Origin of the sequence: Aeromicrobium choanae (genome assembly GCF_900167475.1) — a bacterium.
GTDB lineage: Bacteria > Actinomycetota > Actinomycetes > Propionibacteriales > Nocardioidaceae > Aeromicrobium > Aeromicrobium choanae.
In genome coordinates this window covers 2,574,605-2,596,541 of the sequence record NZ_LT796768.1, presented here as the reverse complement: position 1 = coordinate 2,596,541, position 21,937 = coordinate 2,574,605, and the positions used below count along the sequence as shown (strand labels likewise).

General features: G+C 72.7%; 19 protein-coding genes. 7 read left to right on the top strand and 12 right to left on the bottom strand.

Features of this window, described 5'->3' with window-relative positions; all coding sequences use genetic code 11:
* Positions 1–12: 12 nt before the first annotated feature.
* Together B5D60_RS12510 and B5D60_RS12505 are read right to left on the bottom strand one after the other, a co-directional pair.
* Positions 13–504, bottom strand: a complete 492-nt coding sequence (locus B5D60_RS12510; RefSeq protein WP_197684317.1) for a DUF456 domain-containing protein — start codon at positions 502–504, stop codon at positions 13–15.
* Positions 501–1,652, bottom strand: coding sequence for an acyl-CoA dehydrogenase family protein (locus B5D60_RS12505; RefSeq protein ID WP_078700474.1), 1,152 nt, complete (start codon positions 1,650–1,652; stop codon positions 501–503). Before B5D60_RS12505 ends, B5D60_RS12510 begins: the two co-directional genes overlap by 4 nt.
* 34 nt (positions 1,653–1,686) lie before the next feature.
* Here B5D60_RS12505 and B5D60_RS12500 point away from each other — a divergent pair, with 34 nt between their 5' ends.
* Together B5D60_RS12500 and B5D60_RS12495 are read left to right on the top strand one after the other, a co-directional pair.
* A complete protein-coding gene (locus B5D60_RS12500; protein WP_078701420.1) occupies positions 1,687–2,715 on the top strand; it encodes a Gfo/Idh/MocA family protein in 1,029 nt (342 codons plus the stop codon).
* A gap of 40 nt (positions 2,716–2,755) precedes the next feature.
* Positions 2,756–4,402: a lipase family protein gene (locus B5D60_RS12495; protein ID WP_078700473.1), complete on the top strand. Its 1,647-nt coding sequence runs from the start codon at positions 2,756–2,758 to the stop codon at positions 4,400–4,402.
* 9 nt (positions 4,403–4,411) lie between these two features.
* On the opposite strand, the gene B5D60_RS12490 is transcribed toward B5D60_RS12495, so the two are convergent.
* Together B5D60_RS12490 and B5D60_RS16785 are read right to left on the bottom strand one after the other, a co-directional pair.
* Positions 4,412–6,190 carry an ABC transporter ATP-binding protein gene (locus B5D60_RS12490; RefSeq protein ID WP_269456860.1) on the bottom strand — a complete coding sequence of 593 codons (1,779 nt, stop codon included), beginning with the start codon at positions 6,188–6,190 and terminating at the stop codon, positions 4,412–4,414.
* A gap of 34 nt (positions 6,191–6,224) precedes the next feature.
* Positions 6,225–6,857 carry a trimeric intracellular cation channel family protein gene (locus B5D60_RS16785; protein ID WP_172806361.1) on the bottom strand — a complete coding sequence of 211 codons (633 nt, stop codon included), beginning with the start codon at positions 6,855–6,857 and terminating at the stop codon, positions 6,225–6,227.
* Positions 6,858–6,899: 42 nt separating this feature from the next.
* Here B5D60_RS16785 and B5D60_RS12475 point away from each other — a divergent pair, with 42 nt between their 5' ends.
* On the top strand, positions 6,900–8,111 hold the full coding sequence (locus tag B5D60_RS12475) for an MFS transporter (RefSeq protein WP_078700470.1): 1,212 nt from the start codon (positions 6,900–6,902) through the stop codon (positions 8,109–8,111).
* A gap of 110 nt (positions 8,112–8,221) precedes the next feature.
* On the opposite strand, the gene B5D60_RS12470 is transcribed toward B5D60_RS12475, so the two are convergent.
* The 3 genes from B5D60_RS12470 to B5D60_RS12460 form a co-directional block, all read right to left on the bottom strand.
* Positions 8,222–10,522, bottom strand: coding sequence for an FdhF/YdeP family oxidoreductase (locus B5D60_RS12470; RefSeq protein WP_078700469.1), 2,301 nt, complete (start codon positions 10,520–10,522; stop codon positions 8,222–8,224).
* Positions 10,522–11,349, bottom strand: coding sequence for a formate dehydrogenase accessory sulfurtransferase FdhD (gene fdhD, locus B5D60_RS12465; RefSeq protein ID WP_078700468.1), 828 nt, complete (start codon positions 11,347–11,349; stop codon positions 10,522–10,524). Before fdhD ends, B5D60_RS12470 begins: the two co-directional genes overlap by 1 nt.
* Positions 11,350–11,642: 293 nt before the next feature.
* Complete coding sequence (locus B5D60_RS12460; protein WP_078700467.1) at positions 11,643–12,311, bottom strand: TetR/AcrR family transcriptional regulator; 669 nt, start codon at positions 12,309–12,311, stop codon at positions 11,643–11,645.
* Positions 12,312–12,502: 191 nt separating this feature from the next.
* On the opposite strand from B5D60_RS12460, the gene B5D60_RS12455 reads away from it, so the two are divergent.
* The 3 genes from B5D60_RS12455 (at position 12,503) to B5D60_RS12445 (ending at position 14,970) form a co-directional block, all read left to right on the top strand.
* A complete protein-coding gene (locus tag B5D60_RS12455; protein ID WP_078700466.1) occupies positions 12,503–13,546 on the top strand; it encodes an ornithine cyclodeaminase in 1,044 nt (347 codons plus the stop codon).
* 81 nt (positions 13,547–13,627) lie between these two features.
* Positions 13,628–13,981, top strand: coding sequence for an ArsR/SmtB family transcription factor (locus B5D60_RS12450; protein ID WP_078700465.1), 354 nt, complete (start codon positions 13,628–13,630; stop codon positions 13,979–13,981).
* Positions 13,982–13,992: 11 nt separating this feature from the next.
* Positions 13,993–14,970 carry an SRPBCC family protein gene (locus B5D60_RS12445; RefSeq protein WP_078700464.1) on the top strand — a complete coding sequence of 326 codons (978 nt, stop codon included), beginning with the start codon at positions 13,993–13,995 and terminating at the stop codon, positions 14,968–14,970.
* Between the two features lie 10 nt (positions 14,971–14,980).
* Here the strand turns inward: B5D60_RS12445 and B5D60_RS12440 are convergent, their stop codons facing one another.
* Positions 14,981–16,321 (bottom strand): MFS transporter, encoded by a 1,341-nt coding sequence (locus tag B5D60_RS12440; protein ID WP_078700463.1) that lies wholly within the window; start codon positions 16,319–16,321, stop codon positions 14,981–14,983.
* Positions 16,318–16,458 (bottom strand): hypothetical protein, encoded by a 141-nt coding sequence (locus tag B5D60_RS16780; RefSeq protein WP_153303004.1) that lies wholly within the window; start codon positions 16,456–16,458, stop codon positions 16,318–16,320. Before B5D60_RS16780 ends, B5D60_RS12440 begins: the two co-directional genes overlap by 4 nt.
* A gap of 36 nt (positions 16,459–16,494) precedes the next feature.
* Here B5D60_RS16780 and soxR point away from each other — a divergent pair, with 36 nt between their 5' ends.
* On the top strand, positions 16,495–16,932 hold the full coding sequence (gene soxR, locus B5D60_RS12435; protein WP_269456859.1) for a redox-sensitive transcriptional activator SoxR: 438 nt from the start codon (positions 16,495–16,497) through the stop codon (positions 16,930–16,932).
* Between the two features lie 168 nt (positions 16,933–17,100).
* On the opposite strand, the gene B5D60_RS12430 is transcribed toward soxR, so the two are convergent.
* Genes B5D60_RS12430 through B5D60_RS12420 form a run of 3 tightly spaced genes read right to left on the bottom strand, consistent with a single transcriptional unit; the run spans position 17,101 to position 21,871 of the window.
* Positions 17,101–17,772: a TetR/AcrR family transcriptional regulator gene (locus B5D60_RS12430; protein WP_078700461.1), complete on the bottom strand. Its 672-nt coding sequence runs from the start codon at positions 17,770–17,772 to the stop codon at positions 17,101–17,103.
* A 56-nt stretch (positions 17,773–17,828) separates the two neighbouring features.
* Positions 17,829–20,717, bottom strand: coding sequence for an AAA family ATPase (locus tag B5D60_RS12425; RefSeq protein WP_078700460.1), 2,889 nt, complete (start codon positions 20,715–20,717; stop codon positions 17,829–17,831).
* Complete coding sequence (locus B5D60_RS12420) at positions 20,714–21,871, bottom strand: exonuclease SbcCD subunit D (RefSeq protein WP_078700459.1); 1,158 nt, start codon at positions 21,869–21,871, stop codon at positions 20,714–20,716. The genes B5D60_RS12425 and B5D60_RS12420 overlap by 4 nt, the downstream gene beginning before the upstream one ends.
* Positions 21,872–21,937 lie beyond the last annotated feature (66 nt).

Here is a 21,937-nt window from a genome sequence, read left to right as displayed (position 1 = left end):
CAGGCTAGCCGCTCACAGGCGCACCGACAGCACCGCTCCCAGCCACACCATCGCGGTCACCAGGGCCATCGCCAGCTCGACGAGGATCGAGATCCCGGTGGCCCTCATGGCGTGCGCCGTGGCCTGTCGCGCGGCACGGGGATCGCGCAGCCGCTGCAGCTCGGCGAGGTACGTGCCACCGATGAAGCCGATGAACAGTCCGACGAACGGGATGACGAAGAAGCCGATGATGCCCAGCACGGCACCGACGAGCAGGCTGCGGTTGGGCACGCCGCGCCGCTTCAGGTAGCGACCGGCGAGCAGGTACTTCAGCACGAGCGCCGCCGCGGTCAGGATCACCGCGACCGCGGCGACGGACCAGCCCAGCGTGCCGCCGGTGACCGCCCCCCACACGAAGACGGCGGTGCCCACGACGAGCCCGCCGGGGATGACCTGCACCACGGCGCCGACCAGCCCGGCGAGGATGGCCAGCGCGACCAGCAGGTCGAGCACGGTGCCGCTCACGAGAACGCGCTGATGCCGGTCTCGGCGCGACCGATGATGAGCTTCTGGATCTGGCTGGTGCCCTCGTAGAGCGTCATCACGCGGGCGTCGCGCATGTACTTCTGCACGGGGTACTCGTCGACGTAGCCGTAGCCGCCGAAGGCCTGGATGGCCAGGTTGGCGGCCTTCACGGCGGCCTCCGAAGCGAACAGCTTGGCCTTCGAGGCCTCGACGCTGAAGCGCTCGCCGCGCTCGATCAGGTCGGCGGCGCGCCACGTGAGCAGCCGCGCGGCGTCGGCGTCCACCGACATCTCGGCGATCATGTCCTGCACCATCTGGTAGCTCGCGATCGGCTTGCCGAACTGCTCGCGCGCGGTGGTGTACTCGACCGTGGCCTCCAGGCAGCCCTGCACGATCCCGACGCAGCTGGCGGCGATGCCGACCCGGCCCTTGTCCAGCGCCGTCATCGCGATGCGGAAGCCCTGGCCCTCCTCCCCCAGCAGCGCGTCGGCCGGCACGCGGACGTCGTCGAACGACAGGGCCGCCGTGGCCTGGCCGCGCAGGCCGAGCTTGCCCTTCACCTCGGTGGCCTCGAAGCCGGGGGTGTCGGTCGGGACGAGGAACGCCGAGACCCCCTTCGCGCCCGGTCCTCCCGTCCGTGCGAAGACCAGCGCGACGTCGGCCCACGTGCCGTTCGTGATGAAGATCTTGGAGCCGTTGATGACCCAGTCGTCGCCCTCGCGCACGGCGCGCGTCTTCAGGTTGCCGGCGTCGGAGCCGTGGTCGGGCTCGGTCAGACCGAAGCAGCCGAGCTCGCGACCCGAGGCGATGCCGGGCAGCCAGCGCTGCTTCTGCTCCTCGGTGCCGAACTGCAGCACCGACTTGCCGCACAGGCCCATCGAGACCGAGACGATGCCGCGGATGGCCGAGTCGGCGCGGCCGAGCTCCTCCATCGCGAGGACGTACGTGACGTAGTCGCCCCCGATGCCGCCGTACTCCTCGGGGATCGTCAGGCCGAGGAAGCCGATGTCGCCCAGCTTGGGGATGATCGCGGTGTCGACCGACTCCACGCGGTCCCACTCGGCGCGATACGGCACCACCTCCTTGTCCAGGAAGTCACGCGCGAGCGCACGGAAGCTGCGTTGGTCCTCGTTCAGGCTCAGGTCCATGCCCTGATCCTGCCATCGACCTACGATGCAGAGCATGATGCTGCCCGCGCCCCGCACGCCCGATCCTCGCGACGCGCCGTCCCTGCGGTGGGGCATCCTCGGCGCCGGGGGCATCGCCGCGGTGATGACCGCCGCCCTGCTGGAGGGCACGACGCAGCAGGTCGTGGCGGTCGGCTCACGCGATCTGGCGAAGGCGCGCGCGTTCGCCGAGCGGTTCGGGATCGCACGGGCGCACGGCTCGTACGAGGATCTCGTCGACGATCCGGAGGTCGACGCGGTCTACGTCGCGACGCCGCACTCGGCGCACCTCGAGCACGCCCTGCTCGCGATCGGCGCCGGCAGGCACCTGCTCGTCGAGAAGGCCTTCACCCGTAACGCCGCCGAGGCCGACGCGGTGCTCGAGGCCGCCGAGGACGCGGGCGTGACGTGCGTCGAGGCGATGTGGTCGCGCTTCCTGCCGGGGTTCGACGTCGTCCGGCGGGCGGTCGCGGACGGTCTCCTCGGCGACGTCCGGCTCGTCCAGGCCGACCACGGGCAGCTGCTGTACCCCGATGGTCCCGTGCGGCTGGCCGAGCCCTCGCTCGCCGGCGGCGCCCTGCTGGACCTCGGCGTGTACCCGCTGCATCTCGCGGCGATGCTCATGCCGCAGGTCGTCGAGCTCCGCGCCACGGGCACCCTCACGCCGCTGGGGGTCGACGAGCAGGAGACCATCGGCCTGCGCGACGCGTCCGGCGCGATCGCGGCGATCAGTGCCTCCATGTCGGCGACCTCGCCCACCGAGGCGAGCGTGACCGGCACCGAGGCCCGGCTCGAGCTCGACGGGCCGTTCTACCAGCCCTCGTTGATCCGCCTCGTCGATCCCGCCGATCGCGTGCTCGACACGTGGGAGTCCGCCTCGCCCGACGCGCACCTGGGCCTGAGGTTCGAGGCCGTGGAGCTCGCCCGGCGCGTGGCCGAGGGGCAGCCGGAGTCACCGCTGCTGCCATGGTCGGAGACCCGGCGGGTCATGGGCCTGATGGACGAGGTGCGCGCCCAGCTGGGCGTGGTGCTGCCCGGGGAGTAGTCCCTCGCGGCGCCGGGCCCTCGGTCTACGGTGGAGCCCCATGCGTCCCGATCGATCCCGCCGCCGCGCCGCGCCCGCGCTCGTCGCCGTGGCGATCGTCGTGGGGGTCGTGCTGATCGCGCGGCCGCTGAGCGCCATGGACGTCCTGCTGGTCGTCTCGGTCGCTTCCCTCGCCGTGATCGGCGCGCACGAGGCGCTGACCGGATCCCGCCTGCGCGACCGCGTCGTGGGCGGCGTCCTGCTCGTCACCTCGGTGGTCCTGGCGCTCCAGCCGCACTGGAACGTGCGCGTCCTCGTCACGGTGTTCGCCGTGGTGCTGCTCGGCGAGGGTCTCGCCCGGGTCAGGCGCCGCCGCTTCCGGTCCGAGCTGGCCCTCGGCATCGGTCTGGCGATCCTCGGCGTCCTCGCGCTGGCCTGGCCCGACGTGACGGTCTTCGTGATCGGCGTCGTCCTGGGGCTGCGTCTCGTGCTGTTCGGCTTCCCCCGGCTGGGGGCGCGGATCCCCCGGCCCCTCGTCGCGACCGTCGTGCTGGCGACCGCGGTCGCGCTCGCGGGCTACACGGTCGCCGTCACCGTGATCGCGCCGCAGCCCGACAGCTTCTACACCGCACCCGACGAGACGCCCCGCTCCCCCGGCCTGCTGCTACGGGCGGAGCCGTTCACGACCGACGTGCCCGAGGGCGCCCGGGCGTGGCGCATCCTCTACAGCACCACGCAGGCGGGCGACGAGCCCACGGTGGCCAGCGCCCTGGTCGCGGTCCCCCGGGAGCGGTTGCGTGCCCGCCCGTCGGTCGTGGCGTGGGCGCACGGCACGACCGGGTTCGACCGCCGGTGCGCGCCCAGCCTGCGCCGCACTCGCACGATCGGCGCGGGCGGGATCGAGGCCGTCCACGCGGCGCTCGACGAGGGCTGGGCGGTCGTCGCTCCGGACTATCCGGGCCTGGGCACGCGGGGCGTCCAGCCCTACCTGATCGGCTCGGGCGAGGCCCGCTCGGTGCTCGACGCCGTGCGCGCCGCACGCCGCATCCCCCAGCTGTCGCTCTCGAGCGAGACCGTCGTGTGGGGCCACTCGCAGGGCGGCCACGCCGCCCTGTGGACCGCGATGACGCAGCCGGGCTACGCGCCCGACGTGCCCCTGGCCGGTGTCGCGGCGATGTCCCCGGTGAGCAGTCCGGCCACCTTCCTGCGCGACCTCCAGCGCCGTCCCGTCGGCACGATCTTCGTCGCGTACGCCCTGGCCGCGTACGCGGGGACGTACCCCGACGTCGAGCCGGGCGACCACGTCCGCGCCAGCGCGCGGCTGCCGATGGAGCGCATCGCCGACCGGTGCCTGCGGTCCCCCACCTCGAAGGTCTCCTTGACCGAGGCGCGGATCATGGCCGACCGGTTCGTGGCGAACTCGCTCTACGAGGGCGGCCTGGGCCGGCGGCTCAGCGAGAACGACGCGACCGGGACGATGGAGGCGCCCGTGCTGATCGCGCAGGGCGAGAGCGACCGGGTCGTCACCCTCGGCCTGCAGGACGCCTACGTGCGCGAGCGCTGCGCGGCCGGCCAGTCACTGGACTACCGCACCTACGCGGGCCGCGGCCACGGCGACCTCCTGCGCGAGGACTCGCCGTTCGTCGACGAGCTGCTCGCCTGGACGGCCGACCGCTTCGCCGGCGAGCCCACGACGACCACCTGCTGACCTCGCGCCTCAGGCGACGGAGCCGGTCTGCACGCTCCAGAGGGCGGCGTAGGCGCCGCGGGCGGCGACGAGCTCGTCGTGGGTCCCGGCCTCGATGATGTGGCCGGCGTCCAGCACCCAGATGCGGTCGGCGTGGCGCACCGTGGAGAGGCGGTGGGCCACCATGATCGCGGTGCGGTTGCGGGTGGCGGTCTGCAGCGACACCTGGATGGCGGCCTCGGTCTCGTTGTCGACCGCGCTGGTCGCCTCGTCGAGGATCAGCACGGCGGGGTCGCGCAGGAGCGCACGGGCCAGGGCGAGCCGCTGGCGCTGGCCGCCCGAGAGCGTGACGCCCCGCTCCCCCACCCACGTGTCGTACCCGAGCGGCAGCGCCTCGATGAAGCCGTCGGCGGCGGCCTGGCGGGCCGCCTCGGCGACGGCCTCGCGGTCGGCTCCCGGGCGCCCGTACGCGATGTTCTCCGCGATCGTCCCGGCGAACAGGAACACGTCCTGCGAGACGTAGCCGATCGAGCCGCGCAGCGACTCCCACTCGAGCTCGCGCAGGTCGCGGCCGTCGAGGCTGACCTCACCGGAGCGCGGGTCGTCGAAGCGCAGCATGAGCCGCAGCAGCGAGGACTTGCCCGCACCGGTGGGGCCGACGATCGCGTGCGTCTCCCCCGCCGGGACCACCAGATCGATGCCGTGCAGCACGTCGGGTCCGTCGGCGTAGCCCGCGCGGACGCCCGACAGTTCGAGGCGCCCCGCCACCGGCGACGGCAGCGCGACCGTGCCCGCGGGGACGTCGATGGGCTCGTCGAGCAGAGCCAGGATGCGCGCGGTCGACGCCCGGCCGCGCTGGTAGAGGTCGAGCATCTCGGCGATCTCGGTCAGCGGCCACAGCAGGCGCTGGGTCATGAACACCAGGACCGAGTAGAGGCCGACCTCCAGCTCGCCGTTCAGGGTCGCCCAGCCGCCGAAGAGCAGCGTGCACGTGAACCCGACGAGGATCGCCATCCGCACCAGCGGGACGAACGCCGCCGATGACCGGATCGCGTCGACGTTCGCCTGGCGGTACGCGGCCGACGCCTGCTCCACCCGGTCGCGCTCGCGATCCTCGGCCGTGAACGCCTTGATCGTGGTGATGCCGCCGAGGTTCGCCGCGATCAGCCCCGAGAGGTCGGCGACCCGCTCGCGCACCGACGCGTAGAGCGGCTCGAGCCGACCCTGGAACCACAAGGACCCGAACACGATGAGCGGGATCGGCAGGAACGCCAGCAGCAGCAGCTCCCACGACGCGACCGCGAACACGGCGCCGACCAGCAGGATGTTGAGCGCGGTCTGCAGCAGCGCCGGGGCGCCGATGTCGAGGAAGCGCTCGAGCTGGTTCACGTCGTCGTTGATGGTGGCCAGCGTCGACCCCTGCGGGCGGCCCTCGTGCCAGTGCACGTCCAGCCGCTGCGCGTGGTCGTACGCCTCGACCCGTAGGTCGTGCTCCACGGACTGCGCGAGGCCCCGCCACGTGACGGCGGCGAAGTACTGCGACGCGGACTCGACGATCCACACGACCGCGTTGATCGCGGCGAGCCAGCCCAGCTGGGCGAAGCGCGACTCGACGCCGAGCACCTCGGCCACGAAGGACCCCTCGCCGCGGACCACCACGTCGACCGCGGCGCCGATCAGCAGCTCGGGCACGACGTCGGCGACCTTGTTGACCGTGGACAGCACGACGGCGAGGACGAGCCGCTTGCGGTACCGGTCGTACCGGCGCCACAGCTCCTCGAGTGGCGCGCGTTCGGCGCGGTCGGACATCGGGTTCTCCTCGGGTCGGTGGCTCGGGTGGGTCTCAGGCATGGGGCTCGGGGAATCGGGGCAGGTGCCAGTGCCAGCGCATCGCCCCGGCGCGGATCACCAGCACGAGCGCCCCGGCGGACAGGCCGGCGGCTCCGTCGGGCACCGTGGTCTCGCGCAGGATCACGTAGAGCGCCGCACCGGCGATGGACGCGAGCGCGTAGATCTCACCCACGAGGACCTGCGGCTTGCGGCGCACCAGCACGTCGCGGATCACGCCGCCGCCGGTGCCGGTGATGACGCCGAAGACGACCGCCACCCACGGGCGGACGCCCTCCGCGAGCGCGATGGACGCCCCGGTGACGGTGAACGCGGCGAGCCCCACCGCGTCGGCGTAGAGGACGATCCGCCACGAGTCGACCTTGGACTGTGGATGCCGGGCCGCCACGGCAATCACCACGAGCGAGGTCGCCGCCGCGACGACGAGCATCCCGGGCGCGCTGACCCACCACACCGGCTCGATCCCCAGCATCAGGTCGCGCAGCGTGCCGCCGCCGACCGCCACCACGACGGCCAGCACGACGACGCCGAGCCAGTCCATCCCGGCGCGAACGGCCGCGTACCCGCCCGACACCGCGAAGGCGACGATCCCGATGACCTCGGCGGCCGCGAAGAGATCGTCGTTCACGCATCCACCGTAGGGGGCGCTCCAGCCAGTAGCGTGCGCAGCATGGCCCGGACTCCCCCGCCGACCGACCACGCCGCTCGCGTCCTCGCGACCCGCTGGCTGGCCCTCGCCGCGTTCGCGCTGCTCGTCATGACCACGCAGGTCCTGTGGCTCACCTTCGCCGCCGTGACCCCTCAGACCGCCGAGCACCTGGGCGTCTCGGAGGGCGCCGTCGGCGACCTGGCCGTGGTCAACGCCGCGGCCTTCGTCCTGCTGGCGATCCCGGCCGGGCGCTGGATGGACCGCTCGTACGAGCGCGCCCTCGCGGCCGGTGCGTTGTTCACCGCGGCGGGAGCGATCGTGCGCGCGTTGGATCCGTCGTCGTACGGCACGATCCTGGCGGGCCAGCTGATCATGTCGATCGGGCAGCCACTCGTGCTCAACGCGCTGACGAAGGTGGCGGCGCGTCACTTCCCGCCGCGCGAGCAGACCACCGCCATCTCGGTCGCGGCGGGCGCGCAGTACGCCGGAATCCTCGTGGCGGTGCTGACCTCGAGCCTGCTCGTCGACGCGGGCGGCTTCCGCCTGCTGCTGGTGTCCCACGCCGTCCTCGCGACCGTGGCCGCGGCAGCGGTGCTGGCGAGCCTGAGGCTGCCGGCCCACTCCGTCGACGCCCTCGGCCGGGCCGGACTGGGGGCGCTGCGCTCGGACCGGCTGGTCTGGAAGATGGCGGGACTGCTGTTCCTCGGCTTCGGGATCTACAACGGGATCGCGACGTGGCTCGACTCGATCCTGGTGGACTTCGGGCACCCCGGGCTGGCCGGACCCGTCATCGCCACGATGACGCTCGCGGGCATCGCCGGCGCGGCGGTGCTGCCGAGCCTCGCGGCCGCGCGGGACGCCCGGCGGACGGTCGCGATCGGCGCGACGGCCACGCTCGCGGTGGTGATGCTGACGCTCGCGGCGACCCAGCCGGTGTGGCTGGTCTACGTGGGGCTGGCGCTCGTCGGCTTCATGCTGATGGGCACGCTGCCGGTGGTGCTCGACTGGTCGGAGGTGCACGTCGGCCCCACGCGCGCCGGCACCGTCACGGGCCTGCTGCTCCTGGCGGGCAACCTCGGCGCGGTGCTCGTGGTGCTGACCGTGCAGCTGGCGATCGGCGACCCCGCCACCGCCTTGCTGGTGATGGCGCTGTGGGCGGTGCCCGGACTGGCGGTGGCGCTGCTGCTCCCGCGCTCGGCGGAGTCCCACACGGAGGCCGCCGACGCGGTCTAGCCGCCGCCCGACCCGCTCATCCCAACTTTTGTGACGCGATTCGGGTCCTCGGGCGCGCTGGGGCCGAACTCCGTCACAAAAGTTGCTCCTGGGCGGCCCGCGTGCGGGCGTCAGCGCAGGGTCGCGGCGGGCTCGATGCGGACGACGACCGCCTTGGAGACCGGGGTGTTCGAGTCGCGCGCCGTGGAGTCCAGCGGCACCAGCACGTTGGCCTCGGGGAAGTAGGCGGCCGCGCAGCCGCGGGCGGTCGGGAACGCCACCGCCCGGAATCCTCTGAGCACCCGGTCGGGCTGGTCGGGCCACTCGCTGGACACGTCGACGAGGTCACCGTCGGCGAGGCCGCGCTCGGCCAGGTCCTCGGGATGGACGAACACCACGTCGCGGCCCGACTTGATGCCGCGGTAGCGGTCGTTGCGGCTGTAGATCGTGGTGTTGAACTGGTCGTGCGAGCGCACGGTCTGCAGGAGCAGGCGTCCCGGCGCCAGCGTGATCGGCTCGAACCGGTTGGCGGTGAACATGGCACGCCCGGTGGCGGTGTCGAAGGTGCGCGAGTCGCGGGCGCCGTGCGGCAGCACGAACCCGTCCGGATCGGTGACCTTGCGCTCGTAGTCCTCGCAGCCCGGGACGACGCGGCTGATGTGGTGCCGGATCGTCCGGTAGTCCGCCTCGAACCCCGCCCAGTCGATCGGCTGCCGCTCCCCCAGCGTGGCCCGCGCGAGGCGGCTCACGATCGCCACCTCGGACAGCAGCGTGTCGGCGACCGGCTCCACCCGGCCGCGCGACGCGTGCACGGCGCACACGGTGTCCTCGACCGTGACGAACTGCTCGCCCGAGGCCTGACGGTCGATCTCGGTGCGGCCGATCGTCGGCAGGATCAGCGCGGCCTCGCCGGTGACGCCGTGCGAGCGGTTGAGCTTCGTGGAGACCTGGACCGTCATCGCGGTCCCGCGCAGGGCCGCCTCGGCCGCGGCGGTGTCCGAGATCGCGGAGACGAAGTTGCCGCCCAGGGCCATCCAGAAGCGCACGTCGCCGCGCTGCATCGCCCGCACCGCGTTGACGGAGTCGAAGCCGTGCCGGCGCGGCGGCTCGAAGCCGAACTCGGCGGCGAGCCCGTCCATGAAGCTCTCGGGCATCTTCTCCCAGATGCCCATCGTGCGGTCGCCCTGCACGTTGCTGTGGCCGCGGATCGGCGAGGCCCCCGCGCCCGGGCGCCCGATGTGACCGCGCAGCAGCAGCAGGTTGATGATCTCCTTGATCGTGGCGACGGCCTGCGTGTGCTGGGTCAGCCCCATCGCCCACGTGACGATGACCCGGTCGGCGGCGAGGTAGCGGCGGGCGAACTCGTCGATCTCCGCGGTGGTCAGCCCCGTGGCCGTGTGCACCGCGGCGTCGTCGAGGTCGGCCACGCTCGCGCGCAGCTCCTCCAGTCCCGAGGTGTGCTGCTCGATGAACGCGTGGTCCAGCACCGTGCCGGGGGCCGCGTCCTCGGCCGCCAGGACGCGTTGGATCACGGCCTGCAGCAGCGGTCCGTCGCCGCCGAGGCGGATCTGGCAGAACTGGTCGGCCATCGTCGTGCCCTTGCCGATCACGCCCCGCACGTTCTGCGGGTTCTTGAACCGGATGAGCCCCGCCTCGGGCAGCGGGTTGACCGCGATGATCGACGCGCCGGCGCGCTTGGCCCGCTCCAGCGCCGACAGCATGCGCGGATGGTTGGTGCCCGGGTTCTGGCCCATGATGATGATCAGGTCGGCCTGCGGGACGTCCTCGTACGTGATCGTGGACTTCCCCACGCCGATCGTCTCGATCATCGCCGTGCCGGTCGACTCGTGGCACATGTTCGAGCAGTCGGGCAGGTTGTTCGTGCCGAAGGCGCGCACGAAGAGCTGGTAGACGAAGGCGGCCTCGTTGGAGGCACGACCCGACGTGTAGAACGCCGCCTGGTCGGGGTGATCGAGGCCGTTGAGCGCCTCGGCCGCGAGCGCGAACGCCTCGTCCCACGACACGGGCCGGTAGTGGTCCTGCCCCGGCGCCTTGTAGACGGGCTCGGTGAGCCGGCCCTGCTGGCCCAGCCAGTACTCGCTCCGGTCCGCCAGGTCGTGCACCGAGTGCTGGGCCCAGAACTCCCGCGGGACGGTGAGGGGCGTCGCCTCCCACGTGACCGCCTTGGCGCCGTTCTCGCAGAACTCGGCGGAGTGACGCCGGCCCGGGTCGGGCCACGCGCAGCTCATGCAGTCGAAGCCGTCCTTCTGGTTGATCGACGTGAGCAGCTTGGCCGTGCGCGCCACGCCCATCGCGCTCAGCGCCGGACGCATCGCGTGCAGCACCCCAGGGAGGCCGGCGGCCCAGCTCTTCAGGCCGGTGACCTCGATGGCGTCGTCGTTCGGGTCGTCGACCGGCGGCTGGCGCACCATCACGCCACCACCCGGTCGGGTCGGGAGTAGACCACCATCGACGGTCCGCGCAGGAAGCCGATCACCGTGAGCCCCGCCTCCTCGCCCAGCTCCACCGCCAGCGACGAGGGTGCGGAGATCGCCGCGATCATCGGGACGCCCGCCATGGACGCCTTCTGCACCAGCTCGAAGCCGGCGCGACCGGACACGAGCAGCACGCAGCCCGCGAGCGGCAGCTTCTCGTGCTCGAGGGCCCACCCGACGACCTTGTCCACGGCGTTGTGCCGGCCGACGTCCTCGCGCACGACCAGCGGCTCACCGGTGCGCCCGTCGAAGAGGCCTGCCGCGTGCAGTCCGCCCGTCTGGTCGAACACCTGCTGGACGCCGCGCATCCGGTCGGGCAGGCCCGACAGCAGCTCGGCCGGAACGCGCAACGAATCGCCGCCGACGTCGAACGCCGAGCTCGTGGTGACCGCCTCGATGCTGGTCTTGCCGCAGACCCCGCAGGACGACGACGTGTAGCCGTGACGCTCGAGGGCGAGATGGTCGACGTGGGCGTCGGCCTCGACCTGGACGTCGAGCACGTTGTAGGTGTTCAGCCCCTCCTCGGTCGCGCCGGCGCAGTACCGCGCCGAGCGCACCTGCTCGCGCCGGGTGATCACCCCTTCGGACACGAGGTAGCCCAGCGCCAGCTCGACGTCGTGGCCCGGGGTGCGCATGGTGACGGCCAGCGAACGGCCGTTCAGACGGATCTCGAGCGGCTCCTCGCCGGTCAATCGGTCCTCACGGACGCGGGAGCGGCCCTGCTCGACCACGGTGACGCGGCGGCGGACGGCTGGCTTGGTCATGGAGCCACGGTATGCCAGAACCCGGCGGCGGGCCGGGTGATCGTGGGGCGGCGGCGGGGGTTCGGCCGGAGTCGGTGCCCCCGCCATCGGGGGGTTGTGCGGAGGCACCGACTCACTGACAGACACGACTCGGCTGGGGGACCGAGTACTCCCTCCGGCTGACTCGAGTGGTGTGGGCTCGAAGCCTGCCGCACGCCAAAAGTACCGGACCGGTACACAAGTCCGCCCGAAAATGGAACAAATACTTACTAACCAATTTCCTGACTGGAATCGCAATCAGAATCGGCGAAGGGTCACACCGGGCGAAGCAGGGCTGAGTGGATCGCGACCACCGGGGGGACGACGCTGGCGAGCCGGAGGCGGCGGCGCGGATCCGTGGCGCGGATCTGGCGTGCGACCAGCTCCTCGGTCGCCCCGATCGCGCCGATGACCTCGAGCTCGGAAGGGACGCGGACCTCGGCCCCGGCCGCCGCGGCCAAGGTGGCGACGCGTGCGAGGCTGCGGGCGTGGCGCTCCACCACGAGGTCGCGCTGGCGCCGCACGCGATCGCCCGCGCTGTGGACCTCCACCATGAAGCTGCGGGCGAACGTGGGCCTGGCCTCCAGGCAGGCCATCAGGCCCTGGACGCCGAGCTCGATCCGCTCCTCCCACGCCGCGTCCGACGTCCGCATCGCCTGGTCGCGGAGGAACTGGACCAGCTGCTCGCTGATGGCCTCGTGCGCTGAGGCGAAGGCCTCCTCCTTGTCGGAGAAGCACTGGTAGAAGGTGGTGCGCGAGACCCGGGCCCGCCGGGTGATGCCGGAGACGGTCGTTCGCGCGTACCCCGCGGCGGCGACCTCGTCACAGACGGCCTGCAGGATCCGGCCCCGCTGGGAGGCCTCGACCTCGCGCTCCGGCAGCGCCGCCCGGCCGCGCGGCAGGTCCAGCCGCTCGGGCAGCAGACTCAGGGCGTCGTCGGGCACCGGGTCAGGCTAGCCCTGCAATTCCCGGGTGTCTCCTGTTCCTCGCGCACTTTTTCGCTGGTCCTGCCGGCCCGCGACGACGCGTGCGTGGGGAATCGTTGCTCGGACCCCGCTCAGACGCAACGTTTCGCATCCGAGATCGCAAGAAAACGCGATTGTTTGCACCACAGGCGCTGCGTAGCGTTGGCTTCATGAGCTCTGTGCCCTTCCTCGACGTCTCGAACACCGTCCGCTGGGTCCGCACCCGCGGCGCCGAGGCGGTCATCGCCGGCATGACCGACGCCGTCGAGGCCGACTTCCGCCGCTGGACCGCCTTCGACAAGACGGCGCGCGTCGCCGCGCACTCCCCTGAGGGCGTCATCGAGCTGATGCCCACGAGCGACGGCGTGGCCTACGGCTTCAAGTACGTGAACGGCCACCCCGCCAACCCGGCGCGTGGCCTGCAGACCGTCACGGCCTTCGGCGTCCTGGCCGACGTCGCCTCGGGCTATCCCACGTTCGTCGCCGAGATGACGGTGCTGACGGCGCTGCGCACGGCGGCCACCTCGGCGATGGCGGCTCGCCACCTGGCCCGGCCGGACGCGCAGGTCATGGCGATGATCGGCACCGGATCGCAGGCCGAGTTCCAGGCGCTCGGCTTCCGCGCCGCCCTGGGCATCAGGTCGCTGCGCGTGTGGGACGTCGACCCGGCCGCGATGGCGAAGTTCGTGCGCAACGTCGAGCCCCTCGGCTTCGAGGTGCACGTCGCCAGCAGCGCCGCGGACGCGGTGCTCGGGGCCGACGTGATCACCACCTGCACGGCCGACAAGCAGCGCGCCGTCGTCCTCACCGACGACATGGTGGCTCCCGGGGTGCACGTGAACGCGATCGGCGGCGACTGCCCCGGCAAGACCGAGCTCGACCCGGCGATCCTGCACCGCGCCGGGGTCTTCGTGGAGTTCGAGCCCCAGACCCGCATCGAGGGCGAGATCCAGGCGGTCGCGGCCGACCACCCCGTGACCGAGCTCTGGCGCGTGATCGCGGGGACCGCCCCCGGGCGTCGCGACGCGGCGGACGTGACCGTCTTCGACTCGGTCGGCTTCGCCGTGGAGGACTTCGCGGCCCTGCGGTACGCGCACGAGTCCGTGGCGGGCACCGACCTGGTGGGCTGGCTCGACCTCATCGCCGACCCGGCCGATCCCAAGGACCTCTTCGGCCTGGTGGCCGGCGCGGACCACCTGGTCGCGGCCTCCTGAGACCACACGTCGACCCCTTGCACGGCACATGCCGCGCAGGGGGTTGACGTCTGTCCGGGCCCGGGTCTAACCTGCAACCAAATGGTTGTAGATACTCAGAACGAGCTGACCGACGCCGAGGTCGACCGCATCTTCCACGCCCTCGCCGACGCCACCCGACGCGACATCGTCCGACGCACCCTCGTCGGCGAGGCGTCCGTGTCCCGACTGGCCGACTCGTACGACATGTCGTTCGCCGCGGTGCAGAAGCACGTGGCCGTCCTGGAAGGGGCCGGACTGGTGACCAAGCACCGACAAGGCCGCGAGCGACTGGTCCGTGGCAATCCCGACACGATCGCCCGGGCCCAGCACCTGCTCGACGAGTTCGAGCTCCTGTGGCGCTCGCGCGTCGAGCGCCTCGACGCCCTGCTGGCCGAAGACCCCGACCCCTCCTGAAAGGCACCACCATGCCCATCACCTCCGTGTCCAAGGACACCGACGACCTGACCATGACCGTCGTCGCCGACTTCCCCGTGCCGGTCCGCCGGCTGTGGGACGCCTACGCCGACCCCCGTCAGCTCGAGCGCTTCTGGGGGCCCGTTGAGTGGCCCGCCACGTTCAGCCGCCACGACATGACCCCCGCCGGCGAGTCGCACTACGTGATGACCGGCCCCGAGGGCGAGTCGAGCGCCGGGTACTGGAAGTTCCTGTCCGTCGACGAGGGCAAGGGCTTCGAGGTCGAGGACGGCTTCTGCGTCGAGCCCGGCGTGCCCAACCCGGACATGCCCTCGATGCGGATGACCTTCGCCTTCGAGGAGACCGGCAAGGGCTCGCGGGTCACCACCACCACGTGGTTCGCCTCGCTACAGGACCTCGAGCAGCTGATCGCCGGCGGCATGGAGGAGGGCATGAGCTCGGCGATGAGCCAGATGGACGACGTGCTGGCCGACCTCGGCTCCTTCGCCGCCGGGTCGGGCACGCAGACCCAGCTGCTCGACGACACGCACGTGCGCGTCACCCGCATCATCCGCGGCACCGTCGAGCAGGTGTGGCGCGCCCACACCGAGCCCGAGCTCATGAAGCGCTGGCTGCTGGGACCCGACGGCTGGACGATGCCGGTCTGTGAGGTGGCCACCGAGGTCGGCGGCACCTACCGCTACGAGTGGGAGCAGGAGGGCGGCGGGAACCGGTTCGGGTTCACCGGCGAGCTCCTCGAGGTCCACGCGCCGATCCGCACGGTGACCACGGAGCGGATGATCGGCATGGAGGGCGAGGGGACGCTCAACGAGCAGACCCTCACTCCCGTCGAGGGCGGCACCCTGCTGACCGTGGTGATCACCTACCCCAGCCGCGAGCTGCGCGACCAGATCCTGGCCACGGGCATGACCGACGGCATGGAGACGAGCTACGCACGACTCGAGCGCGAGGTGCTCACCCCCGCCTGACGCAGGAGCCTCATCGCAGCCGCAGCGGCACCGCTGCGGCTGCGACGGCGCCCGAGGCGAGCACGAGCAGAGTGGCTCCCGTCGCCGGCGACGATCCGACGAACGCGGCGAAGACGACCGCGCCCAAGGCCATCGCGAAGGCCTGGACGAGGGCGTCGTTGAGCTGCAGCGACGAGGAGACCCGCCCCGCCTCGCCGTCGTCCGCGGTCGCGAGCGCCAGCACCGCGAGCGTCGAGAACGCCATGCCGATGCCGAACCCGGCGACGGCCCACGCCGCGACGGGAAGCACCAGCGGGACACCCGCGACCCCCACGGTTGCGGTGGTCGCGACGGCCACCGCGACCAGCGAGGTGCCGAGCCGGACCCGGAGCAGCTCGTCGCTGAGCGACGGCACCCGTGCGGCGGCCTGCGCCCCGAGGCACCACGCCACGGCGGCAGCGGTCAGCACGAGGCCGGCCTGCGAGAGCGAGAGCCCGCGCTCGGTCGTGAGCAGCAGCGGCAGGTACGCCTCCGCGCCGGCGAACGACGCCCCGACGAGGCCCCGTGCGACGAGCACCGCCGGCAGTCCCGGCCGGGCCCGCCAGGTGCCGGGAGGCAGCAGGCGTCCCGCGGCGAGGAGGGCGGCCCCTGCGCCGGCCACCACCAGGAGGAGCCATCCGTCGAGCTGGCGCTGGCCGCCGACGGCCAGCGCGGAGACGCCGGTCGCCGCGAGTACGGCCCAGCCCAGTCGCCGTCGGTCGACCGCGACCGAGGACTCCCCCGGCGCCGCGGCGGCCGACCGCACGAGCCACCACGACGCGAGCGCCACGGCGGGAACCGCGAGGAAGACCCACCGCCATCCCGCCAGGTCCGCGATGACTCCCGCGAGCAGTGGTCCCACGAGGGCCGGGAGCACCCAGGCGGCGGTCATCACCGCGAACACCCGAGGTCGCAGGCCGGCCGGGTACGACTCCGCCACGACGACGTAGAGCGCGACCCCCATCACGCCACCACCCAGGCCGTGGACGAGCCGGCCGGCGAGGAAGACCTCCATCGACGGCGCGAGCCCGGCGAGCACGACCCCGACGCAGAACACCAGCACGCCGACGACCAGCGCCCGGGCGGTGCCGTGCCGGTCGACCCACTCCCCGGCCACCGACAGCGCCACCACGGAGGCGGCCATGGGCGCGGCGAAGGCCAGCGCATAGAGCGGGAGGCCGTCGAGGTCCCGGGCCACCTCGGGCATCACGGTGGCGACGGCGAGGGCCTCGAAGGCGAACAGGAACGCGAGCGAGAAGACGCCGACCGTCGTCCGCAGGTGCGGCCTCGCCCACGGGGAGCCGGGCGGCGCCGTCCTGAGCGCGCTGCTCATCGCAGCCGCAGGCTGACCACGGCGGCGGCCATGAAGCGGTCGTGCTCATCGGGCCGGACGTGACCGTCGACGAGGCGTGCGCGGGCGCAAGGGAACGGGCGGACCCGGCGGCGCCGGGAGGGCTTCGGCTGGAGCATGGCTTCATGGAACAACCTCAACTACGGTTGAGGTCAATGACCGTCCTCCTCACTCCGTCACAGGTCGCCGAGCGCGCCGGCGTCGCCGTCTCGGCGCTGCACTTCTACGAGCGCGAGGGACTCATCACGTCCACACGCAGCGCGGGCAACCAGCGGCGGTACACCCGCGACGTGCTGCGCCGGGTCGCCTTCATCCGCACGTCGCAGCGCGTGGGCATCTCCCTCGCCGAGATCCGGGAGGCACTCTCGACGCTCCCGGTGGACCGGGCGCCGACGAAGGCCGACTGGTCGCGGCTGTCCCGACGCTGGCGCACCTCACTCGACGAGCGCATCGCCCGCCTGCAGCGGCTGCGCGACGACCTCGACGGCTGCATCGGATGTGGGTGCCTGTCGCTGAAGACGTGCCGCCTGCAGAACCCCGACGACGCCCTCGGCGCACAGGGACCAGGCGCCCGCCTGCTCGACCCCTCCTGAGGCCCGCCAGCCGCACTCGGGAGAAGGACAAGCCGGTGCCCCCGCTTTCGGGGGGTCAACGAGGGCACCGGCCTGTCGACGGGGCTCGAGGGGGGAGACGAGCCGCACCGTCAGACGCAAAAGTACACGTTCAGTACATCTGTGTGCACCGGACGCGCGGAGCGATTCTCACGTGTCGTGCATCACGGCCCGGACGATCCGGGTGACCGGTGGCACCACCGACTGCAGGTCGAGGCTCTCGCCGTGGCGCCGGCAGCGCACCCGGCGTGCCGCGAGCTGGTCGAAGGCGCCGATCAGGCCGCGCAGGACGTCAGGGTCATGGAGCCGGATCGTGGGGTCGCTCTCCTGGGAGACCTTCGCGAGCTCGTGCAGGATCTGCACGTGGCGTTCCAGCATCTGCTCACGCTGCGACGCCAGCCGCTCCCCGGCGGCGAGGATCTCGACGAAGAAGCAGATCGTGAAGGATGGAGCGGACTCGAGCACCTCGACGTACGCCGAGAGCACGCTCGCGATCCGATCGTCGAAGTCCAGGTCGGGGCGCGAGAGCGTGGGCTCCCACACGCGAGCCACGGCCAGGTCGCTCGCGCTCCAGTGGGCGCTGGCGAACGCGTCCTCCTTGTCGGTGAACGCGTCGTAGAACGAGGTGCGCGAGACCCGCGCCCGCTTGGTGATGGCGGCGACGGTGGTGGCGTGGTAACCCGACTCGGCGACCTCGTCGAGCGTGGCCTGCATGATCCGGCCGCGACGGGACGCCTCCACCGCAGACTTCGAGAGGGCCGAGCGTCCCCGGGGCAGGTCGAGGCGATCGGGCAGCAGGCTCAGCAGACCGTCATCCTCCACTCTCGCAGGATAAACGCGTGATGCCGCCGTGTCCGGTGGTTCAGCAGTGACGTGCGTCAGACCCGCGTCTCCACGCGACTCCACCCGTCGGCGGTGCGCTCGACGGCGAGCTGCGCCGGGATCCGCTCCCTCATCGTCTCGACGTGGCTGATCAGTCCGATCGTGCGGCCGTTCTGGCGCAGGGCGTCGAGCGTGTGCATCGCGACCTCGAGCGTCTCGGCGTCCAGCGACCCGAAGCCCTCGTCGATGAACAGCGTGTCCAGGGTGATGCCGCCGGCCCGGTTGGTGACCACCTCGGCCAGCCCGAGCGCCAACGCGAGCGAGGCCAGGAACTTCTCGCCGCCGGAGAGCGACTCGGGACTGCGGGTGATCCCCGTGTAGTCGTCGCGGACCCGGACCTCGAGCCCCGAGTTGGACCCGCGGGTGGCGGCGACGTCGCTGCGCTCGAGGGCATAGCGGCCGCTCGACATCGCGTGCAGGCGCAGGTTCGCCGCGGCGACGATCTGCTCGAGCTCGGCCGCGAGCACGTAGCTCTCGACCCGCATGCGGCGCGTGTTGGGCGACTCGCCGTGCAGCGACCGCGCGAGCCGGTCGAGCACCTCGTAGGAGGCGCGGGCGCGGGCGTGGGTGGCCCACTCGCGCCGGATGACCGCCGCCACCCGGTGGGCGCTGGCGGCGCTCTCCTTCGCGGCACCGTGGCGCTCGGTGGCGGCCTGGCACACCTGACGGGCCTGCGCGTGGAGCTGCTGCGGGCCCGCGACGTCGGCCGGCTCGGCGGGGAGGTCCTGCAGCTCGGGAGCGGCGAGGGCGGTCTGGCTGGCGACCCGCAGCGCCTCGTGCTTCTCGATGCGGCGGGTGAGCTCGGCGATCGCGGAGGCGTCGAGGCGCGTCTGCAGGAACTCGTCCTCGTCGGCGAAGCCGTGGTGGTCCAGCGTGGTGGCGAGGGTCTCGTCGCACTCGCGGAGCCGCTCGCGTGCCGTCTGCTCGGTGGCGCGTGCCTCGATGAGCTGGGCGGTGGCGTCGACGTGGCGCGTGACGACGGCGATGCGCTCGACGACCGACCCGGACTCGCCGCGGATCCGCGCGACGGTGGCCGCCAGCGCGGCGATCTGCTGCTCGGTGGCGACGGCACGCTGCTCGACCGTGGCGCGCTGGACGCTGAGGTCGGTGAGCGCGGCGTCGATCCGCTCCTTGGCGGCCCGCGAGTTCACGCGCTCCTGCTCGGACTGCTTCGCGCGCGTGAGCACGGCCTCCGCGTCGGCCACCGCGGTGGTGAGCTCCTCGAGGGGCCGGACCTCGGCCCAGCCCTGCACCGTGGCGCGCAGGGCCGCGGCCCGCTCGCCCGCGCGGCGGGCCAGACGGTCGGCCCGGTCGAAGGCCTGCCTGGCGCGATCGAGCGCCTCCTCGGTGACGTGGTCGTCGGCCAGGACCGCGGGCACCGGGTGCTCGGCCGAGCCGCAGACCGCGCAGGCCTCTCCGACGACGAGCTGCTGGGCGAGGGTGCCGGCGTACTCGGCGAGGCGACGCTCGTTGAGCGAGTCCAGGGCCGTGGACGCGGCCGTGCGGGCCTTGCCGCTCCGCAGCTCCTCGAGCTGGGCCTCGGCGAGGTCGCGCTCGGCGGCGGCGCGCTTGCGCGCGAGGTCGAGCTCGTCGCGGAGCCGCTCGAGGGCCGATCCGGCCTGCTCGGGCGTGATGTCGATCTCGCGCTCGAGGATCGCGTCGTGGTGGCGGCACTGCACCGTGAGGTCGTCGGCCCGCAGCGCGAGGTCGTCGAGCTGCTCGGTCAGGGTGCCCGCGAGCGCGCGCAGCCGCTCCAGCTCCTGCTCGTCGGCGAGCCGCGCCGTGAGCACCGCGAGGTCGGCGGTGAGGGCATCACGGTGGGCGGGCAGGTCGGTCGGCGAAGGGCCGTCGACGGCGTCGGCGAAGAGCGCCTCGGCCGCGGCCAGCCCGGCCGTGGCCTTCTCGGCCCGACCAGCGGCGGCGACGCGGGCGCGATGGGCGACCTCGACCGACTGCGCCGCCACGGCGAGGTCGCGCCGAAGGCGGTCGGCCGCGATCCGCGGCTTCTGCTCGACGACGAGGGCCATCGCCTCGGTGGCGCGGGCGAGGCGACGCTGGCGCTCGGCCAGCTCGGTCGCCTGCTGGAACAGCTCGGCGGCCGCCTCGACCTCCTTCGTGGCCTGGTCGAGGTCGGTCCTGGCCAGCTCGACGTCGGCGTCGAAGGCGACGAGAACCTGGGCGACCCACGCCTCGTCGGCCTCGGCAGGGGCCTGCTGTCCGGCGTGCTGCGCGAGCGTGGAGATCGTGGAGGCGATGCCGGACTCGGCCGCGCGCAGCTCCTGGCGCAGCTCCCCGGCGCGGCGTTGCAGCTCGGTGTCGTAGTCGGAGAACCGCTCGCTGCGGAACAGCGTGCGCAGCAGCCGCTGGCGCTCCTCGCTGGAGGCCACCAGGAAGCGCTGGAACTGGCCCTGCGCGAGCAGGACGACCTGGAGGAACTGGTCGCAGCTGAGCGGCAGGATCTCGTGCAGCTCCTCGCCGACCGTGCGGGGCTGGGCTGCGATGCCGACCCACTGGTCGCCCTCGCGCACGGACAGCTCGGCAGTGGCCTTCTCGGGCGTCATGCCGGTACCGCGCACCTTGGGCCGCAGATACTCGGGGGTGCGCACGACGCGGTAGGTGCGGCCGGCCGCGCTGAAGACCAGCTCGACGCGCGTGGGCTCGTTCGGTCCGCAGTGCGTGCTGCGGACCTGCTTTCCACCCGCCCCGGCGTAGCGCGGCGCCGCGTCGTAGAGGGCGTAGACGATCGCGTCGAGGATGCTGGACTTGCCCGCCCCGGTGCGGCCGGTGATGAGGAAGATCCCGTGGTCGGAGAACGCGTCGAGGTCGACCGTCTGGGCCTCGCGGTACGGGCCGAAGCCGGTCATCGACACCTGGTGGATCCTCATCGCGCCGCCTCCGTCCCCGCGACGTGGCCGACGAGATCGTCGAGGATCCGGGCCTCGGCCTCGGTGGGACCCTCGCCGCCGCGCACGAACGTGAGGAACTCGGCCATCACCTGCTGGTCGGTGAGGGAGGCCAGGTGCTGCGGGTCGGTGGGCGCCGCCGACGCGTCGACGTGGCTGGGCCGGAATTCCAGCAGCGCGCAGTGCGGGAAGCGCCGCTGCAGTCGGCGCATCGGGTCGTCGGGGCGTGCGACGTCGGTGAGGATCGCGCGGACCCAGTGCGACTCGCGGTCGGTGAGCGCAGGGTCGGACAGGAGCTCGTCGAGCGTGCCGGTGAGGGTGGCCAGCGCCCGGGGCACCGGGAGGTCGAGCCACTCGACCGGGCCGAGCCCGTCGGCGTCGAGCGTGACGAGCCACGCCCCGCGCGGCTTGTCCTGCTCGGAGAAGGACAGGTGCAGCGGCGCCCCGCTGTAGCGGACGTGGGGCGCGAGGGTGTTGCGGCCGTGGATGTGGCCCAGGGCGGCATAGGTGACCCCGTCGAACACCGGCACGGGGACGCGGTCGAGGCCGCCGGCGGTGATGCCGCGCTCGGACTCGCACGACTCGCCCTCGGCACCCGAGACGAAGGTGTGCGCGAGCACGACCGAGCGACCGCCGCGCGTGGCGAGGTCGGCGCGGATGTTGTCGAGCGCGAAGCCGATCGCGTCGGCCTGGTGCGCGAGGCGCTGATCGGGCCACACGTGCCGGATGAGCGCGGGCTCGAGGTAGGCGATGCCGTAGAAGTGCACCGGACCGTGCTGGTCCTCGATCGTGATCGGCGTGGCGTGGTCCTGCGGGCGCGTGACGATGTGGACGCCGGCCTCGTGCAGGAACGCCGCCTTGGCCCCCAGCCGCGCCGGCGAGTCGTGGTTGCCGCTGGTGACGATCACCCGGGCGCCGGTGGCGTGCAGGGCGACCAGGACGCGGTCGAGCTCCTCCACCGCGGCGGCCGACGGGGTGGACGAGTCGAAGACGTCGCCCGCCACCACCACGACGTCGACCGCGTGCTCGCGGACGGCCTCCACGAGCGCGTCGAGCACCGAGGCGAGCGCCTCGGCGGTCGAGTGCTGGTGGAACGTGCGACCGATGTGCCAGTCGGACGTGTGGAGGATCTTCACGTCTTCGACGCTAACCAGCGGCTCCGACAATTCCGCGGAGCCGGGCCGGGCGGGTCGTCGCCGATC

Bases quoted from the DNA above. Each gene is read 5' to 3' on its own strand.
- B5D60_RS12425 (WP_078700460.1), bottom strand. From the start codon at position 20,717: ATGAGGATCCACCAGGTGTCGATGACCGGCTTCGGCCCGTACCGCGAG.
- B5D60_RS12475 (WP_078700470.1), top strand. From the start codon at position 6,900: ATGGCCCGGACTCCCCCGCCGACCGACCACGCCGCTCGCGTCCTCGCG.
- B5D60_RS12500 (WP_078701420.1), top strand. From the start codon at position 1,687: ATGATGCTGCCCGCGCCCCGCACGCCCGATCCTCGCGACGCGCCGTCC.
- soxR (WP_269456859.1), top strand. From the start codon at position 16,495: ATGACCGTCCTCCTCACTCCGTCACAGGTCGCCGAGCGCGCCGGCGTC.
- fdhD (WP_078700468.1), bottom strand. From the start codon at position 11,349: ATGACCAAGCCAGCCGTCCGCCGCCGCGTCACCGTGGTCGAGCAGGGC.
- B5D60_RS12455 (WP_078700466.1), top strand. From the start codon at position 12,503: ATGAGCTCTGTGCCCTTCCTCGACGTCTCGAACACCGTCCGCTGGGTC.
- B5D60_RS12440 (WP_078700463.1), bottom strand. From the start codon at position 16,321: ATGAGCAGCGCGCTCAGGACGGCGCCGCCCGGCTCCCCGTGGGCGAGG.
- B5D60_RS16780 (WP_153303004.1), bottom strand. From the start codon at position 16,458: ATGCTCCAGCCGAAGCCCTCCCGGCGCCGCCGGGTCCGCCCGTTCCCT.
- B5D60_RS12450 (WP_078700465.1), top strand. From the start codon at position 13,628: ATGGTTGTAGATACTCAGAACGAGCTGACCGACGCCGAGGTCGACCGC.
- B5D60_RS12490 (WP_269456860.1), bottom strand. From the start codon at position 6,190: ATGTCCGACCGCGCCGAACGCGCGCCACTCGAGGAGCTGTGGCGCCGG.
- B5D60_RS12470 (WP_078700469.1), bottom strand. From the start codon at position 10,522: ATGGTGCGCCAGCCGCCGGTCGACGACCCGAACGACGACGCCATCGAG.
- B5D60_RS12505 (WP_078700474.1), bottom strand. From the start codon at position 1,652: ATGGACCTGAGCCTGAACGAGGACCAACGCAGCTTCCGTGCGCTCGCG.
- B5D60_RS12445 (WP_078700464.1), top strand. From the start codon at position 13,993: ATGCCCATCACCTCCGTGTCCAAGGACACCGACGACCTGACCATGACC.
- B5D60_RS12495 (WP_078700473.1), top strand. From the start codon at position 2,756: ATGCGTCCCGATCGATCCCGCCGCCGCGCCGCGCCCGCGCTCGTCGCC.